The sequence below is a fragment of the Desulfovibrio piger genome (genome assembly GCF_951793255.1).
Lineage (GTDB): Bacteria > Desulfobacterota > Desulfovibrionia > Desulfovibrionales > Desulfovibrionaceae > Desulfovibrio.
The window spans coordinates 2,875,311-2,890,604 of sequence record NZ_OX636706.1 but is presented as its reverse complement, the minus strand read 5'-3'; the positions used below and the strand labels follow the sequence as shown (position 1 = coordinate 2,890,604).

At 62.5% G+C, this 15,294-nt stretch carries 8 protein-coding genes and 3 tRNA genes; 4 read left to right on the top strand and 7 right to left on the bottom strand.

Annotated elements, in window-relative coordinates:
• Positions 1-31: 31 nt before the first annotated feature.
• The 3 genes from Q4I12_RS12905 to Q4I12_RS12895 all read right to left on the bottom strand — a co-directional run bounded on the left by Q4I12_RS12905 (position 32) and on the right by Q4I12_RS12895 (position 3,948).
• Positions 32-1,489, bottom strand: coding sequence for a primase-helicase zinc-binding domain-containing protein (locus Q4I12_RS12905; RefSeq protein WP_302261857.1), 1,458 nt, complete (start codon positions 1,487-1,489; stop codon positions 32-34).
• Between the two features lie 253 nt (positions 1,490-1,742).
• Entirely contained in the window at positions 1,743-3,371 is a 1,629-nt protein-coding gene (locus Q4I12_RS12900; RefSeq protein WP_302261855.1) for a DNA primase family protein, read from the bottom strand.
• Between the two features lie 500 nt (positions 3,372-3,871).
• Positions 3,872-3,948 (bottom strand) — tRNA-Arg (locus Q4I12_RS12895).
• Between the two features lie 258 nt (positions 3,949-4,206).
• On the opposite strand from Q4I12_RS12895, the gene Q4I12_RS12890 reads away from it, so the two are divergent.
• Positions 4,207-5,550 carry a deoxyguanosinetriphosphate triphosphohydrolase gene (locus Q4I12_RS12890; protein WP_300645372.1) on the top strand — a complete coding sequence of 448 codons (1,344 nt, stop codon included), beginning with the start codon at positions 4,207-4,209 and terminating at the stop codon, positions 5,548-5,550.
• 169 nt (positions 5,551-5,719) lie between these two features.
• Here Q4I12_RS12890 and Q4I12_RS12885 read toward each other — a convergent pair whose 3' ends face one another.
• Positions 5,720-7,426 carry a CHAD domain-containing protein gene (locus Q4I12_RS12885; RefSeq protein ID WP_302261853.1) on the bottom strand — a complete coding sequence of 569 codons (1,707 nt, stop codon included), beginning with the start codon at positions 7,424-7,426 and terminating at the stop codon, positions 5,720-5,722.
• 365 nt (positions 7,427-7,791) lie between these two features.
• On the bottom strand, positions 7,792-11,049 hold the full coding sequence (locus tag Q4I12_RS12880) for a DEAD/DEAH box helicase (protein ID WP_297160192.1): 3,258 nt from the start codon (positions 11,047-11,049) through the stop codon (positions 7,792-7,794).
• A 277-nt stretch (positions 11,050-11,326) separates the two neighbouring features.
• Between Q4I12_RS12880 and Q4I12_RS12875 the strand changes: the two genes are divergently transcribed.
• The 3 genes from Q4I12_RS12875 to Q4I12_RS12865 all read left to right on the top strand — a co-directional run bounded on the left by Q4I12_RS12875 (position 11,327) and on the right by Q4I12_RS12865 (position 14,865).
• Positions 11,327-12,859 carry a peptide-binding protein gene (locus Q4I12_RS12875; RefSeq protein WP_302262118.1) on the top strand — a complete coding sequence of 511 codons (1,533 nt, stop codon included), beginning with the start codon at positions 11,327-11,329 and terminating at the stop codon, positions 12,857-12,859.
• Positions 12,860-13,096: 237 nt separating this feature from the next.
• Positions 13,097-13,696, top strand: a complete 600-nt coding sequence (locus Q4I12_RS12870) for a DUF4405 domain-containing protein (RefSeq protein ID WP_302261851.1) — start codon at positions 13,097-13,099, stop codon at positions 13,694-13,696.
• A 408-nt stretch (positions 13,697-14,104) separates the two neighbouring features.
• Positions 14,105-14,865, top strand: a protein-coding gene (locus Q4I12_RS12865) for an IS5 family transposase (RefSeq protein ID WP_295640739.1) whose coding sequence is annotated in 2 segments (ribosomal slippage) — positions 14,105-14,462 and positions 14,462-14,865 — 762 coding nt in all. Because the reading frame shifts where the segments join, the coding sequence is not laid out codon by codon here.
• Positions 14,866-15,059: 194 nt separating this feature from the next.
• Here the strand turns inward: Q4I12_RS12865 and Q4I12_RS12860 are convergent.
• A tRNA-Asn gene (locus tag Q4I12_RS12860) sits at positions 15,060-15,135 on the bottom strand.
• A 73-nt stretch (positions 15,136-15,208) separates the two neighbouring features.
• Positions 15,209-15,284 (bottom strand) — tRNA-Asn (locus tag Q4I12_RS12855).
• Between the last annotated feature and the right edge of the window lie 10 nt (positions 15,285-15,294).

The following is a 15,294-nucleotide window of genomic DNA, read 5'->3' as shown; positions in this document are numbered from 1 at the left end:
GAGTTGCCGCTCCTTCCGGGGACCCCGCCTCTCACATCGCCCTGCCGTTCGGCGGGGCAAATTCCTTGTCGTACAGCGCTTGCCAGACCCACTGGCCGAAGCGCCGCAGCCAGCCCATGAGCCGGGCCTGATCTCGCTGGGGCCATCGCTCCTGCCCGTAGATCTCGTAGTCGCCGTCACTGGTGGGCCGAGCCTCCAGCCCCGCCCGGGCCAGTACCTGGAGGCTGTCGCGCGGGCCGATGGGGTGGGTCAGCCACTCCACACCGCCCCATGCCCCGGCAGCCGTCGCTTTTTTCTTCCCGCCCCCCTTGTCGTCCATCCGTCCAGCGCCCATGGTCTCACGGGCCTGCTTTTTTTCCGGGGCAGGGGCCACAGGGAGGGGGGCTGGTGCCTCCTGCACAGGCGCAGGCGCGAAAACAGGGGGCAGCCCGATGCGTATCCAGTCCGCCAGATTCCAGCCTTCCCGGAAGGCGTCCCCGGGGTCTTTGCCCTTGGGGACCGGCCAGCGGCGGGCCGTGCGGTAGGTTCTTGCCCAGAAGGGCATGCCCTTGGCCCCGGCCCGCTGCCCCTTCTCGTCCGGCTGGTCGAAGTCCAGCGCCACGAGGATGCAGAGGGCACGGCGCAGCACGGCATGGGCTGCCGCATCCGGACGCCCCATGTTGGTCCCGGCAGCGAAGGCCCCCACGTCCAGCCCGGCGTCCAAGGCCGCCGCCACGCAGGCCATGGCGTCCAGCTCCGCCTCCACCACCACGAAAGCCCGGGCCTCGGGCCGCAGCAGCAGCGGGCGCATGCTGGAGCCCGGCACCACCACGTACTTCATCTCCGCCCCGAAGCGTTCCCGGGCCTCATCCGTGCGCCGGATGCGCAGGCGCCGCACCGCGCCGTCTTCGGTCAGGGCGGGGACTACCAGCCCCGCGGGTATCCAGAGGGACTTCTTCCGGCCGCGGGCATTGGTCTCCGTCGGCAGGCCCCAGGCGCCGCGATCCCGGTGGTAGCAGTCCTTGCCGTTCTCTCCAGGGAGCCAGCCCAGGCGGAAGCGTTCCACCGCATCGGGGAAGATCCCGCGCATGGCCAGCCACATCATGCGATCTTCGTCAGCCAGCAGCTTGGCATGGGCATAGTCCAGCAGCTTGGCGGCGTGCTCCTGCCAGACCGGGCCGGGATCGGCAGGCGTGGGGGAAGGCTCCCACGGGCGCTCCGCCTTGTCGGCCCTGGGCATGATGCTGGTGGGGGCCGCCGTCCTCTCCACGCCCAGACGGCGGCAGGCTTCGGTGTAGCTCAGGCCCTCGAACTCACGCAGGAACTGGATGCTGTCGCCGCCCTTGTCGCACTGGCGGCAGTACCATGTCCCGCCTTCGCCCTGGGCAGGCCAGAAGCGGAAGCGGTCCTTCCCGCCACAGGCGGGGCAGGGACAAGCCCATTCGCCGCCGTGGGTCCCGGCCACCTTGACGGCCTTCAGGCCGCGATTTTGGATAAGGCTTTCAATCATCACCAAGGTCCTGCCAAGGTCTTGCATGGTCATGGTATGCAAGGTACTGTTTTTAAATATTTTTTTCTTAAATTAGGACTATAGGACCATTATAACGTAAATTCATGATGTAAAAAGCGCTAGCGCGCATATAAAGGAAATTCATAGAAAAAATGCCACATAGTCCTACAGCCGAAGAATCTGCTTTGATGCCAGGCAGTTAGGTTAAGGACGGTCGAAAAAATCCGTCCGCGATGGACCTGCGATGGTCCTGTTACTCTTCCTGGTCCAGCTCCAGCTGGGCGTGCGCAGAGACCCCCACCCCAAAATAGTAGTAGGTGCCCCCCTTCCGCTCGCGCTGGAAGCGTTCCAGCATCATCTTGCCGAAGGCCTTCTGCGAAATGGTCTTTTTGGCGGACACGTTGCGCTTGAACCACGCGCAGAAGGCATCGTAGAGGTCTGACGCCTTGGACCGGATCTCGGGCTGGCCTTCCTGCTGCAGGTCGCAGCATTCGTCCACGAAGTCGGCCAGCAGATCCTCGTCGCGCCGGTACTCCGAGGTTGCCTCGCGAACCTTGGCCGGAGGCGCGATGCCCACGCGCTGCCACTCCAGACAGCCGCGTACCAGCCATGCCGCTATGCCCGGCAGCTCCTGCAGCAAGCGGTCCTTCAGCCCCTTGTCCATGGGGCGCTCGTTCTCGTTCTGCGGCTTGCGATCCACAAAGGACAGGGGGAAGTCCACCAGCAGCAGGCGCTCCCAGAAGGCAAAGTCGCTGGCCGGAGCATGGGGCTTGTGGTTGGTCAGCAGGGCCAGCAGGTGGGTGGGCGCGAAACTGACGTTGCGCTTGTCGTGCGGATAGCGGCCCGTCAGGGTCTCGCCGCCGCTGAACCACTTCACGCGGGCCGGGCTGAATCGCTGGCCCTCGTCAGTCTCCGAGGCAAAAGCGATACGCAGACCGCGCAGGGACATGATGTCCGGGCTGGGCCCGGCGGCACTGCGGTTCTTGCCCTGGTCGAGCAGCATCTCGGACTGCACCGGTCCGGCCAGAGCCGTGGTGGCGTTCTGTCCACCGAGCACGGTCTGGATCACCTCGGTCATGATGCCCTTGCCGTTGCGGCCACGCCCGAACAGCACCAGGAAGATGTGCTCGCGGGCCAGACCGGTGACGCCATACCCGAAGACGCGCTGGAGGAAGGCGGCCATCTCCGGGTCATCACCCATGATCTCGGTGACGAAGTGCTCCCAGTGAGGGCAAGGGGCATCGATGCCCTGCCACTCCACCGGGCTGCTTTTCACCAGCCAGTCGTCCGGGCGGCCCGGGCGTATCTCCCCCGTGCACAGGTCCACAACGCCATTCGCCATGGGCAGCGACCACGGGTCTCGGTCGATTTCATCACCGGCGATGGCCAGCGGGCTCTCCAAATTGGTCTTGGCAAATTCGAGACAGCGCTTGCGCCCGGTCTCGGTTCGCAAGCGGGCAGCCCGGGCCTTCATCTTCTCGGCCTTGGCCTTGAGACGTCCAGCCGACTCCTTGTCGCCGTCGCGCTCGGCATCCTTAGCCAGCCGGTCAAAGTGAGCCCCGGTGGTGTAGTAGGCCTGAGCCACATGCTCCACATCCGCCCGGGCCCGGTGTCCCTTCTCGATGAGATCCACAGACCAGTGGTGCCCGGACCACCAGATCCACTCGTCAGCTTGGCCCACATAGGCATGGCGGCCCTTGAAAAGGTAGGCGAACAGGAGACCGTCGCCCAGCTCGTTGGCATAGAGGCAGCGTTCCACAAAGTCCGGCTTCGGTATGGGGAGGCCATGCTTGTCCAGCTTGGGGCCGTCGTTGGAGGGCTGGCCTTGCTGTTCTTCGGCGATGCGTTCCTGCACCTGCTGCAGCATTTCCTGATCGGTCATTGGATCACCTCGGTGGCGTTGTTATCGGTCAAAGGGCGTGCGTGGAGACGGGGAGCCGCCGACGCTACAGCGCCGGAGAATCTTCCCGGATTCCCACGGAAAATTTCCAAAAAAATCCCGCGATTCTTGGGAGTCGACAGCCCCGCATGAGAGGGGGGCCTGAAAAGGACCCGGAGCCGCAGCAGCAGCGAACAATGCCGCAGGACCATGCTGGCTAGCTTTTGGGTCAGGGGGGAGAGGGGGGACGGGGGGAAGCGCTCCCCTTGGGCGGGCTGCGCCCGCAAAAGGTCGCGCCCGCATGCTCCTATGGACGAGGTGCCTCCTGTGATCACAGAGGGCACCTCGCGGCGGAAAGCTGCGGGCGCACAACAAGATGCCGACCAAGTGCGCAAGGCGAAGCCACTGCACATGGGTGACAAGTGGGTGACAAAACTCCAAGCGGAGCCAGAAAAGAAAAAGACGGTTACTCGCGAATGGCGCGTAACCGTCTGATATTCTTGTGGCGCGCCCGGGAGGATTCGAACCCCCGGCCAAGAGCTTAGAAGGCTCCTGCTCTATCCACCTGAGCTACGAGCGCGTGCTGTCCTTATAGGTGGCAAGCGTCTGTCCGTCAAGAGGGGGCAGCCTGCCATGGTCCATGCGGTGGGGCAGGGGGCGGAACTCCTTGCCTGCCCCTGTCCGAAGCCGAAGCGCCGGCCGTCCATTTCTTCCTGCCCCGGGAAGGAACGGGCAGTATGTGCGCCATGTCCCGGCCGCCCTTGTGTTCCGCATCCAGGCGTGGCAAATTCTGTACTTACCGATAGTTTTTTACTGTTCCAGGCACGCGGGAGGTCCCATGAATTTTCAGGAAAAGTGGCGTAAATTGCTCCTTCCCCTGCGCTACGGGGGCAGCGGGGTGGATTTCAAAAAGCTTGATCCGGCCCGCAGCCCGTTTTTGCAGGATCGGGACCGCATCATCTATTCCAGTTCGTTCCGGCGTCTGGCCCGCAAAACACAAGTGCATCCGCTGGTGCGTAACGATCACATCCACACGCGCCTCAGCCATTCGCTGGAGGTCAGCAGCGTGGGGCGTTCGCTGGGCGCCATGGCGGGCTATTTTTTGCGCCGCCGGGACGAGCTGCCAGAGTATGCCGCGCCGGAGTTTCCCGGCCAGATCCTCGAAGCCGCCTGCCTGGCCCACGACATCGGCAATCCGCCTTTCGGCCATGCGGGCGAGTTCGCCATCCGTGACTGGTTCGGGGACCCGGCCAACCACACCTATGTAAATGCGCTGGAGGAGACGCATCAGAGCGATTTCCGCTGCTTCGACGGCAACGCCCAGGGCTTCCGGGTGGTCAACGTGGTGGAGAACAACCGCGATCAGGGCGGGTTCCGGCTTACCTATCCCACGCTGGCCAGCATGGTCAAATATCCGTGGGATTCCTGGCAGTCCCGTACGCGGAGCGGCAAGTGCAAGTTCAACTACTATCAGGCCGAGGCGGGCATCTTCGAAGAGGTGTTTTGCGCTCTGGGGCTGAAAACGCGCCGGGGCGACTTTGCCCGCCATCCGCTCTCCCTGCTGGCCGAAGCGGCCGACGACACCTGTTACCGCATCGTGGACATGGAAGACGCCCGCGAGCTGGACATCATCACCCTGGCGGACATCCTGAAGGTGGTGGAGCCTCTGGCCCCGAGCCTGAAGCTCGACCCGCAGCGGCTGGAAGATATGGGTTCCGACCGGGAGCGGGCCGGGTATGTGCGGGCCCGTGTCATCGGCCACGTGACCGCGAGCCTGTTCGAGACCTTCGCCGCGCAGTATGAGCGCATCATGCGCCGGGAGTTCGAAGGTCCGCTCATGGATATGGCGCCGGAGGACGTCCGGGCCTATATGGACAGGGCCAAAGAGATCTTCAACGGGCGCATCCTCAAGAACAGTCACAAGACGGCGCTGGAGATCGGGTCCTACAGCGTCTACAAGCGCCTGCTGGATACCTTCATCCCGGCCTGCCATCGCCGCATCTGCGATCCCGGGCGGCTCACCTACAAGGAGCAGCAGGCCTTGCAGCTCATGGGCGGCCATGCGCCGCGCCGTGAGGATGACCTGTACGTCTCCTATCTGCGGGTGCTGGATTTCATCACCGGCATGACCGACCAGTACGCCAGCTTCGTGTCCACCCAGTTCCTGGGTACGTCCTGCTAGCGGAGGCATCTTTTACAGGGGCCAAAGGCCCCGAAAGCCGGAGGGCAGGGACCAGATGGCCCGCCCTGCCGGTTTCCTGTCGTTGCGCCCTGAAAAGGGCGCTTTTTTATCAGGGGCTGCCAGCCGGGCCGCACGTTCCCGGGGCGCTGGCGCGTCCGGGAGCCCGCGGCTAGTCGTCCGGGCGGAGCAGGGGAAGCGGATCGCCTGCGGACGGGGAAAGCTTGCGGGTCAGGCGGCAAAGCTCGTCCCGGCCGTTCTCCGCCCAGTCCGTCAGGAAGGCCATGGCATGGCGGTGCATCTCGTCCTCGCACCAGCGGGCATATGCCTCCAGACCGTCGGCATCCTCCGCATGCTGCCGGGTCTCCGGCATGTGCTGCAAGTGGCGCAGGGCCGTGGCCGCGGCCACGGCGTTGTCGTGCATCTGGCCGAGGCTTTCCTGACAGCGGCGGCACAGGCGGATCAGGCGTTCGCCGTTCTTGCCGCCCTGGCTGCCGAAAAAGGCCATCAGATAGCGTAACTGCTTGAACGCGATGCGCATGTTGTGCAGCAGGTCTTCGGGGATCAGGTGCCCGTGCGTCCAGCGGTCATGGGCAAGAAGGTCGCGTGTGGCCTGATCCACACCGGCCGCCATGATGTCCGCCAGCAGCATGGGCCGGGCGCGGCCGCGGCGGTCCAGCATGGGGCGGCAGGTCTGGGCCGCGGCATTGTCATCCAGCTTGTGCAGCAGCTCCCGGTAGGCGTCCGAGGCATAATGGGTCGCGGCACGGGAAAGGGCCGTGGCGCGCTCTTCCTGCAGGGCGGCATACAGGCTGCGCAGACCGGCGGGCAGATCCGCCGGCCGGAAAAGGGGGGCAGTACCTTCCGGGGCCTGTCCGCTTGCGGCGGCGGTCTCGGTGGCACCGGCAGGGACAGGACGCAAGGCATAGTCCCTGATGTGTCCCAAAAGCACGTCCGTATCCCGCACACCGCCCAGCAGCTTGCGGGCCGTACGCAGGTCGGATTCCACAGAGGCCAGCCAGTCCTTGCGCAGATAGGGCTTCAGGCTGCGGAAGACGGAAAGCAGGCTGCGCAGGATGACGCGGGCATCGTGGATGGGCTCTTTGTCCAGGGCGCTGTCGCTGCGGGCCAGCTCATGCAGGGCCCGTGCCTGTCTTTGCAGATACGCGCTGAAATGGCTGCTGAACAATTGCCCGGAAGGCGGCGCCTGGACCGGGACGGGCGCGTCGGCATCGGCATCGAAGGTCCAGAACCATTCCAGGGAGGACTTGCCGAACAGGCGTTCCCAGAGCGGCGCATGGATGACCAGCTGCTTGCGCAGGCGCAGGGGCGTGCGCACCCGGATGAGGAAGAGGACGGGGGGCTCACCGGGCAGGCGTATCCCCAGCGGATCGAAGCGCAGGGCGAAGCGGGCCACCTGCACGATGGCCGCCAGCACCACGGCGGTACGCCGCCGGGGATCGTCGCGGGCACAACCCATGGCGGTGAGCAGGGGCTCCACCTTGTCCGTACGGCCCTTGCCCACGGTGAGCAGGGTCAGGACCATGGCCAGCAGCCGGTTGCCGGCGGCATCAAGGCGCTTGAGAGGATGGGTGAGCAGGATCTCGCCCGCATCGGGCATCCCGTCCCCCAGCTCCACCAAGGTATGGGCCAGCACGGCCAGAGGGGCCAGGTCCCTGTCCAGACCGTGCTGGGGAGCCAGCCCGGCGAAGATGGACAGGACAAGATCGGTTTCCCGCTGGCGGGCGGCCAGGTCGATGCCGAACAACCGGCAGAGGCGGCGGAGCCCGCAGGGGCGCAGGGCGGGAGAATCATTGCGCAGGCAGCGTGTGCCGCGCCAGAGCAGGGTGCGGGGCGTGGTGGGGGGAGCTTCGTCCATGCGGCGTCTCCTTGGCAGGCGTCTGCCGGAAAAAGAGGCGTCCCCGGGCCGGAAAGGCAGGGATGAAGGCCCGGAGGCTGCCTGGAGCATAGCCTTCCCGAAACAGGTGCGCAAGGGGGCTGAGCGTCATTGCGGGGACGTATGCCAAGGGACGGCGGGACAGTGAGCGTTGCGGCAGGAGGACGGGGCGCGGCCGTGTCTTCTCCGGGATGGGGGGTGCCGGGGAGAAGGCGGCCGCCGGCAAGGCCTTGCCGTACGGCCCGGATATGCGGAAGGCGGGCCCTCCCGAAAACGGGAAACGGCGCGAAAGCCGGGGCAGGGCCCGCTTCCGCGCCGTGTGATGACGCTGTTTGCGGCGGTATCGCCTAGACTTCGAAGAGCATCTCCAGATCCTCGCGGGTCAGGGACTTCCAGGTGTCCTGACCGGGGATGATGGCCTCGGCCACGCCACGCTTGGCTTCCTGCAGCTTGAGGATCTTTTCTTCCACCGTGTTCTGGCAGATGAGCTTGTAGGAGAACACCTGCCGCGTCTGGCCGATGCGGTGGGTACGGTCCGTGGCCTGGCTTTCCACGGCGGGGTTCCACCACGGGTCGTAGTGGATGACGTAGTCCGCGCTGGTCAGGTTCAGGCCCGTGCCGCCCGCCTTGAGCGAGATGAGGAAGATGGGGATGTCCGGGCTGTTGTTGAAGCGGTCCACCTGTTCGAAGCGGTCCTTGCTGGCGCCGTCCAGATAGCAGAAGGGGATCTGCGAGAACTCCAGCCACTGGCGGATGATCTGGAGCATCTGCACGAACTGCGAGAAGACCAGCACCTTGTGGCCGCCCTCCACGATCTCCATGACCATGTCCTTGAAGGCGTCGAACTTGCCGGAAGGCAGGTTGTTGGAGAAGCCGGGCAGGTCGATCTTGAGCAGGCGCGGATGGCAGCAGATCTGGCGCAGCTTGAGCAGGGCGTCCAGGATGGACATCTGGCTCTTGGCCAGGCCCTTTTCGTCCACATCGGCCAGCACCTGGGCGCGCAGCTTGCGGGCCAGGGCGGCGTAGAGCTCGGCCTGGGCCTCTTCCAGCGCGCAGCAGGTGACGCTTTCCACCTTGGGCGGCAGGTCCTTGGCCACTTCGGCCTTGGTACGGCGCAAAATGAAGGGCCGCACGCGGGTGCGCAGGTAGTCCAGGGTCTCGGCGTCGCCGTCCTTGATGGGCTTGACGATGCCGCGCTGGAAGGCATGCTGCGAACCGAGGAAGCCGGGCATCAGGAACTCGAACAGGCTCCAGAGCTCGAAGAGGTTGTTCTCGATGGGCGTACCGGACAGGCACAGGCGCATGCGGGCATGGATGCGGCGCACGGCGCGGGCCGTGATGGTGTTGGGGTTCTTGATGTTCTGGGCTTCGTCCAGGATGACGGTGTTGAACTCGTACTTCTCCATCTCCTCCAGGTCACGCCGCAGCAGGGCGTAGGTGGTGATGATGAGGTCCGATTCCGCGATATGCTTGAACATGCCCTCGCGGCGCGTGCCGTAGATGGTCAGGCGGCGCAGGCCGGGCACGAACTTTTCCGCTTCGCGTTCCCAGTTGGGCAGCACCGAGGTGGGCACCACGATGAGGTTGGGGCCCTCGAAGCGGCTTTCCACCATATGCTGGATGAAGGCCAGGGTCTGCACGGTCTTGCCCAGGCCCATCTCGTCGGCCAGGATGCCGCCGAAGCCGTATTCCGACAGGAAGTTGAGGTAGGACAGGCCCTGCAGCTGGTAGCTGCGCAGATTGGCCTGCAGCGCCTTTGGCGGCGGTACGGGCCGCACCTCGCGGAAGGAGCGGATCTTTTCGCGCAGGTTGTTCCAGAAGGAGTCCGTGCGCGCGCCGGGCAGGTCTTCCAGCAGGCTGTCCAGCACCGGTGCCTCGAACTGCTTGAACTTGGTCTGCGGCGGCTTGCTGGGGTCCAGGCCCAGGGCCGTGAGCTTGTGGGCGATCTTTTCCAGCCAAGATTCGGGCAGGCTGGTGTAGGAGCCGTCCTTGAGCTGCACATAGCGCTTGCCGCGGGTCCAGGCCTTCCAGATCTTGTCCAGGGGCAGGGACTGGCCTTCGTAATCCACGCTGATCTCCAGCGAGAACCACTTTTCCTTCTCGTTGCTCACCACCTCGGCCGAGATGGAGGACTTGGCCGTGCGCATCTTGTAGCGCGAAAGGGCGCGCTCGCCGTAGACGCGGTAGTTCTCCACCAGCGTGGGGTAGGAGTCCAGCAGGAAGGCGATGGCCTCTTCCGGCTCCAGGAACCACAGCTTGCTGGAACGGGCCTGGAAGTCCATGCCCGCCAGCTCGTTCATGAGCTGGGCCTCTTCTTCCTGATGGCGGCGCACCAGATAGGTCTGGCCTTCGTAGGTGTAGCTGCCGGTCTGGAAATCGGGGTTGGGGCCGTTGAGCGTGAACTCGCCGTGACGGGTCTGGTAGATGTTGTCGATCTCCAGGGTCAGCAGGCTGCCTTCCTCGTCCAGGAAGAGCTTGGGATTGTAGGTGGCCGGCTGGAACACGGGCTCCATCATGCGCAGGAACTGCTGCGGCTCGTAGAGTTCGGACGAGGGCAGGCGCGTCCAGACGCGGTCCAGGAACTCGGAGATCTCTTCCTGCGGCACCACCGGGCGTTCGTAGATGAGGTTGTGCACCAGCGACGGATACAGGCCCGTCTGTACGGGATAGAAATTGTGCTGGCAACAGACCCAGAGCGGCATCTGCCCGTGGAAGGTGATGGGCGCGTCCTCGGGAGCCTCGGCGCCGTGCAGGTGGTCGCTGGGCGCCCCGTTGGCCCGGATGGGCAGGGGCGGGCGGCCTTCACGCTTGAGCAGCACGTCGAAGCTGAAGCCGTTGTCATCGAAATTGGGCTTGAGCTTGAGGGCAAAGGGCGTGCTCTCGATGCGGCAGGGACGGTCGGTATCCTTCCAGAGCAGGTAATATTCCTTGCGCACGGCCCAGAAGAACCACGAGGTCAGACCGTCGGGGATCTCCACACGATGACCGTAATAGTCCAGGTGCTGGCCTATCTGACGGGCCACATGCGGCAGCTGGGGCGAGAACTCGCACCAGTCGGGATTGTTGATGATCTGCTGGAGCGTGATCTCGTTGTGCACGCTGGACAGGCCGGACTTGTTCTGGCGGCCCCGGAAGAAGGAGACCAGCAGACGGCCCTGCTCCGGCTGGAAGCGGAAAATAAGGTAGTGCTTGCCGGGCTCGGGCTCCATGTCTGTGGAGAAGAAGGAGCGGAAGCTCTGCTTCCAGTCCTTGGCAGGGGGCGTGACTTCTTCGGCGTCGCCCTGTTCCTTGCGCAGTTCCTCCAGCAGACGCAGGGCCAGGGCCGCCACATGACGGCATGTGCTGGTGAAGGATTCCGAACAGTTGCACTGGTGACGGGTGCTGCGATCCGTGATGGAGAAAGTCAGGCTGGGCGTATAGACCTGGAGGTCTTCGCCCTGGATGACGCCTTGCGCCTCCCAGGTCTCGCCCTCCTGGATATTTATTTTTTGCACCCCGCCTTCGGACAGGATATAGTAAGCCGTATCACGGATATACTCCGGAACGGCGTCGTGCAGGAAGGCCTGGCACATCTCCCTGACGACGTTCTGCTCAGATCTGCTCATGCATACTCTCCGCGGCCCGGTTTTCTGCGCGGGCTCCGTTGAAAAATCGCAGTAATAGATTTGGGAGTAATATCACAGGCATCACTTCAATGGCAATAGACGCGCGTAACTTATGAAAAAATATTTTATGAAAAAAAAGTTGGTATTTTTCGCCGCTTCCCGGGCAGTGGGCAAGGGCTCTCCGGCAGGGGGCAGCGCCACCTGGAGAGTTTTTTTTCTGCTCCTCCTGCTGCTTTGTCTGCCGCTGTCCGCCGCCGCGGATGACGAGGAAGGCAGCATGCCCCCCACGGACGGCGACCGCATTTTGCTGGGCAGTATCGGTGAGGCCTCCAACCTCATCCCGTATCTGACGGCGGACTCCGCCTCCCACGAAGTGGCGGATCTGCTTTATGTGGCGCCGCTGCGCTTCAACAAGGATTTGGAGCCGGAATGCTGGGCGGCGGAGTCCTTCAGCATGGAAGACGAGGGCCGTCTGCTGCGCTTCCGTCTGCGCAAGGGCATCCTCTGGGAAGACGGCACCGAACTGACGGCCGCGGATGTGGAGTTCACCTACAAAATGGTCATCGACCCGGCCACGGGCAGTCCCTATGCGGACGACTTTCTCCAGATCAAGGAATTCCGCGTGCTGGACCGCTACAGCTTCGAGGTCCGCTACGAGCATTTCTTTGCCCGGGCCGTGTCTTCCTGGATGAATCCCATCCTGCCCAGGCACATCCTGGAAGGGCAGAACATCCGTACCACCTCCTTCGCCCGCAAGCCTGTGGGCGCCGGTCCCTACCGTCTCCAGCGCTGGGAGCCGGGCGTACGCATCGTGCTGGAAGCTTCCCCCACCTACTTTTTGGGCAGGCCGCACATCAGCGAGGTGGTCTTCCGCATCATCCCGGATACGGCCACCATGTTCATGGAGACCCGCGCCGGGCGCCTGGACGTGATGGAGCTGAGCCCGCAGCAGTACCTGCGCCAGACATCGGGGAAAAAATGGGCGGAATCCTTCCACAAATACCGTTATCTGGCCTCGGTCTACAATTTCCTGGGCTTCAATCTGGAGCATCCTTTCTTCAAGGATAAAAAGGTACGGCAGGCCATCTCCTGCGCCATCAACCGGGGCGACATCGTCAAGGGCGTCCTGCTGGGGCTGGGGGAGCCGGCCTTCGGGCCCTACAAGCCGGGCACCTGGGCCTATCATCCGGGCCTGCGCCCTGTGAGCTTCAATCCCGACCGGGCCCGCAAACTGCTGGCCGAGGCGGGCTTCACGGACAGTGACGGCGACGGCATCCTGGACAAGGACGGCAAGCCGCTGGCGTTCACCATCCTGACCAACCAGGGCAACGAGCCGCGCATCCTCACCGCCACCATCATCCAGAGCCAGCTGCGGGCCGTGGGCATCGACATGCGCATCCGCACAGTGGAATGGGCCGCCTTCATCCGGGAATTCGTGAATACCGGCCGCTTCGATGCCATCATCCTGGGCTGGACCATCACCCAGGACCCGGACATCTTCGCGGTCTGGCATTCCTCGCAGGCCGTGCCCGGCGGCCTGAACTTCATCCACTACAAGAACCCCGATCTGGACAAAGTGCTGGAAGAGGCCCGCTCCACGCCGGACCGTCAGCGCCGGACCGCGCTGTACCACCAGGCGCAGGAGATCCTGGACGAGGATCAGCCCTACTGTTTCCTCTATGTGCCCTATGCCCTGCCTGTGGTGCAGAACCGCTTCATGGGCATCAAACCCGCCCTGGCGGGCATCATGTACAACTTTGAGGAATGGTGGGTGCCCAAGAGCCTGCAACGCTACAAGGTGACGCCGTAGGAGGGCGCAGGCACCCTGCCCGCAGATGTATTAAAAATATGTTTTGACGTTATATCGACATATTATACACGGAATAACGATACGTTATCCCATATCCATGGCATGATGGGTATGATGGAGGAGGCAGGATGCTATCCTGTCTCCTCTTTTTTATTGATAGAAACGTGGAAAACTCTCTTGAACACAGGACTGGAAGAGCGTAAAGGCAGCCCCATCAAACACCATTGGGGGGTGACCATGTTACGCAAGATCATTTCTTTGACGACGTTTTTTTCCTTTGTCCTGCTGATCATCAGTTCCGTCATGCTCTACGTGGTGCCGGAAGGCCGTGTGGCCTACTGGGCGGACTGGCGCATCATCTTTACCAAGGCCCAGTGGGGCGATCTGCACATCACCGGCGGGGCGCTCTTCCTGGTGGCCGGACTGTGGCATACGTTCCTGAACTGGAAACCGGTCATGAACTACATCCGCGGCGCCAAGGACGGCAGCCGCAAGCCCCTGCTGGCAGCGGCCCTGATCTGCCTGTTTGTCTATGCGGGCACCTTGCTGGAGATCCCGCCCATGCAGCAGCTGGTCGGCTGGAACGATGCCATCAAGGACTATCAGGCCCGCAAGTATGGTGAACCGCCCTTCGGCCATGCCGAGACCAGCTCCCTGAAACAGTTCAGTGCTTTCCTGGGGTTGGATAGTGACCTGATCCTGCAGAAGATGCGCGAGGCCGATTTCAAGGGCGAGCCGAAGCCGGAGAGCATCTTCATCGATATCGCCACAAGCAACGACATGACCCCGCAGGAGCTGTTCAGCTTCATATCGATATCGCCACAAGCAACGACATGACCCCGCAGGAGCTGTTCAGCTTCATCATGAAGAGCACAGGGGCCACCATGCCCGTGCGCGGCAGCGGCAAGGGGCAGGGCAAGGGCCAGGCGGCACAATAAAGTACGCAGCCTTTTTTAATCGAATCTGAGAACGGGCATGATCTTCGGGGATCGTGCCCGTTTTTTGTCTTTTCGTCCGCAGTTACCGGGAATGCTGCTGCCAGCATACCGGCCCATGGGCCACCGGCAAAGGATAGGCAGAGCATGAAAAGTCCTCGGCAGGGAGGCCGCCCCCCGATTAGGGGGCAGTACGAGGCTGAGGAGCTTTGACAAGACTATGCCAGTGTTTTTTCTGGAGCCATTTAGATAGTGTCGTCAAATTCAAAAGTATGTTATAATCTCTTCACTTACAATGAGGAGAGACCATATGGCGGCACATCGGAGGCATGATATTTCCGACAAGGTATGGGCAAATATTGAAAAACTTCTTCCCGGTTCCAAAGGCTCTGTCGGTCGTCCTTCCGCCGATAACCGATTGTTTATCAACGCCGTCTTCTGGATACTGAGAACCGGGGCTCCGTGGCGGGATTTACCCCCCGATCTTGGCGACTGGAAAAATACACATCGCCGCTTCTGCCGATGGCGAGATCGGGGAGTTTGGGAGAAAATACTCGAAGCTCTCATTGTCGAACCTGATTTTGAATGGCTCATCATTGATGCCAGTCATTGCAAAGTACATCCCCATGCGGCGGGCGCTGCGGGAGGTAATGAGGCCATGAGCCGCACAAAAGGGGGCTCAACTCAAAAATACATCTGGCCGTGGATGCGCATGGTATGCCGGTCAGAGTTATTGTTACAGAAGGTACCCGAGCTGATTGCAAAGAGGCCTGTGCGTTGATTGACGGGTTGAGTGCCGGGGCACTTTTGGCTGATAGAGGCTACGATACGGAGAGTATTCTCCGCAAAGCAGGTGAATCCGGTTTCCAGGTTGTCATCCCGCCAAAGAGAAGTCGTAAAATATCACGCAACTATGACAGAGAGCTCTACAAAGTCAGGCATCTTGTCGAGAATGCTTTTCTCCATCTCAAGCGCTGGCGGGGAATTGCCACACGATATGCCAAAAGATGTGCATCTTTTCTTGCCGCCGTTCAAATCAGATGCATATCTTTGTGGGCAAACATAATTTGACGACACTACCTAGAAAGGTCTCTTTTTCTGTTCGTCCAGAGGCGGAAAACATCTGGCAGGCCGGAAAGGTCTTTCAGGGGGGAGGAGAGGGAGCCTTGTGGACCTCCTTCTCTCGAACCGCGCCGTCGGTCTCTGTAACAAAAAGCATACAAACAGAAAAAGCCCTTGCGATTTCTCGCAAGGGCTTGATCGTCTGGCTCCCCGAGACGGACTTGAACCGCCAACCTAGTGATTAACAGTCACCCGCTCTGCCGATTGAGCTATCGGGGATCATTGATTGCTTTGTTTGCAGCTTTGGGGAAATAAGGGCTTGCGCTTGCCGCGCAAGCCCTGAAGTCCTTTGTGGCTCCCCGAGACGGACTTGAACCGCCAACCTAGTGATTAACAGTCACCCGCTCTGCCGATTGAGCTATCGGGGAGTGCTGCAAA

Excerpts from the sequence above, each read along its gene's own strand:
- Q4I12_RS12905 (WP_302261857.1), bottom strand. The coding sequence starts at position 1,489 with ATGATTGAAAGCCTTATCCAAAATCGCGGCCTGAAGGCCGTCAAGGTG.
- Q4I12_RS12900 (WP_302261855.1), bottom strand. The coding sequence starts at position 3,371 with ATGACCGATCAGGAAATGCTGCAGCAGGTGCAGGAACGCATCGCCGAA.
- Q4I12_RS12890 (WP_300645372.1), top strand. The coding sequence starts at position 4,207 with ATGAATTTTCAGGAAAAGTGGCGTAAATTGCTCCTTCCCCTGCGCTAC.
- Q4I12_RS12885 (WP_302261853.1), bottom strand. The coding sequence starts at position 7,426 with ATGGACGAAGCTCCCCCCACCACGCCCCGCACCCTGCTCTGGCGCGGC.
- Q4I12_RS12880 (WP_297160192.1), bottom strand. The coding sequence starts at position 11,049 with ATGAGCAGATCTGAGCAGAACGTCGTCAGGGAGATGTGCCAGGCCTTC.
- Q4I12_RS12875 (WP_302262118.1), top strand. The coding sequence starts at position 11,327 with ATGCCCCCCACGGACGGCGACCGCATTTTGCTGGGCAGTATCGGTGAG.
- Q4I12_RS12870 (WP_302261851.1), top strand. The coding sequence starts at position 13,097 with ATGTTACGCAAGATCATTTCTTTGACGACGTTTTTTTCCTTTGTCCTG.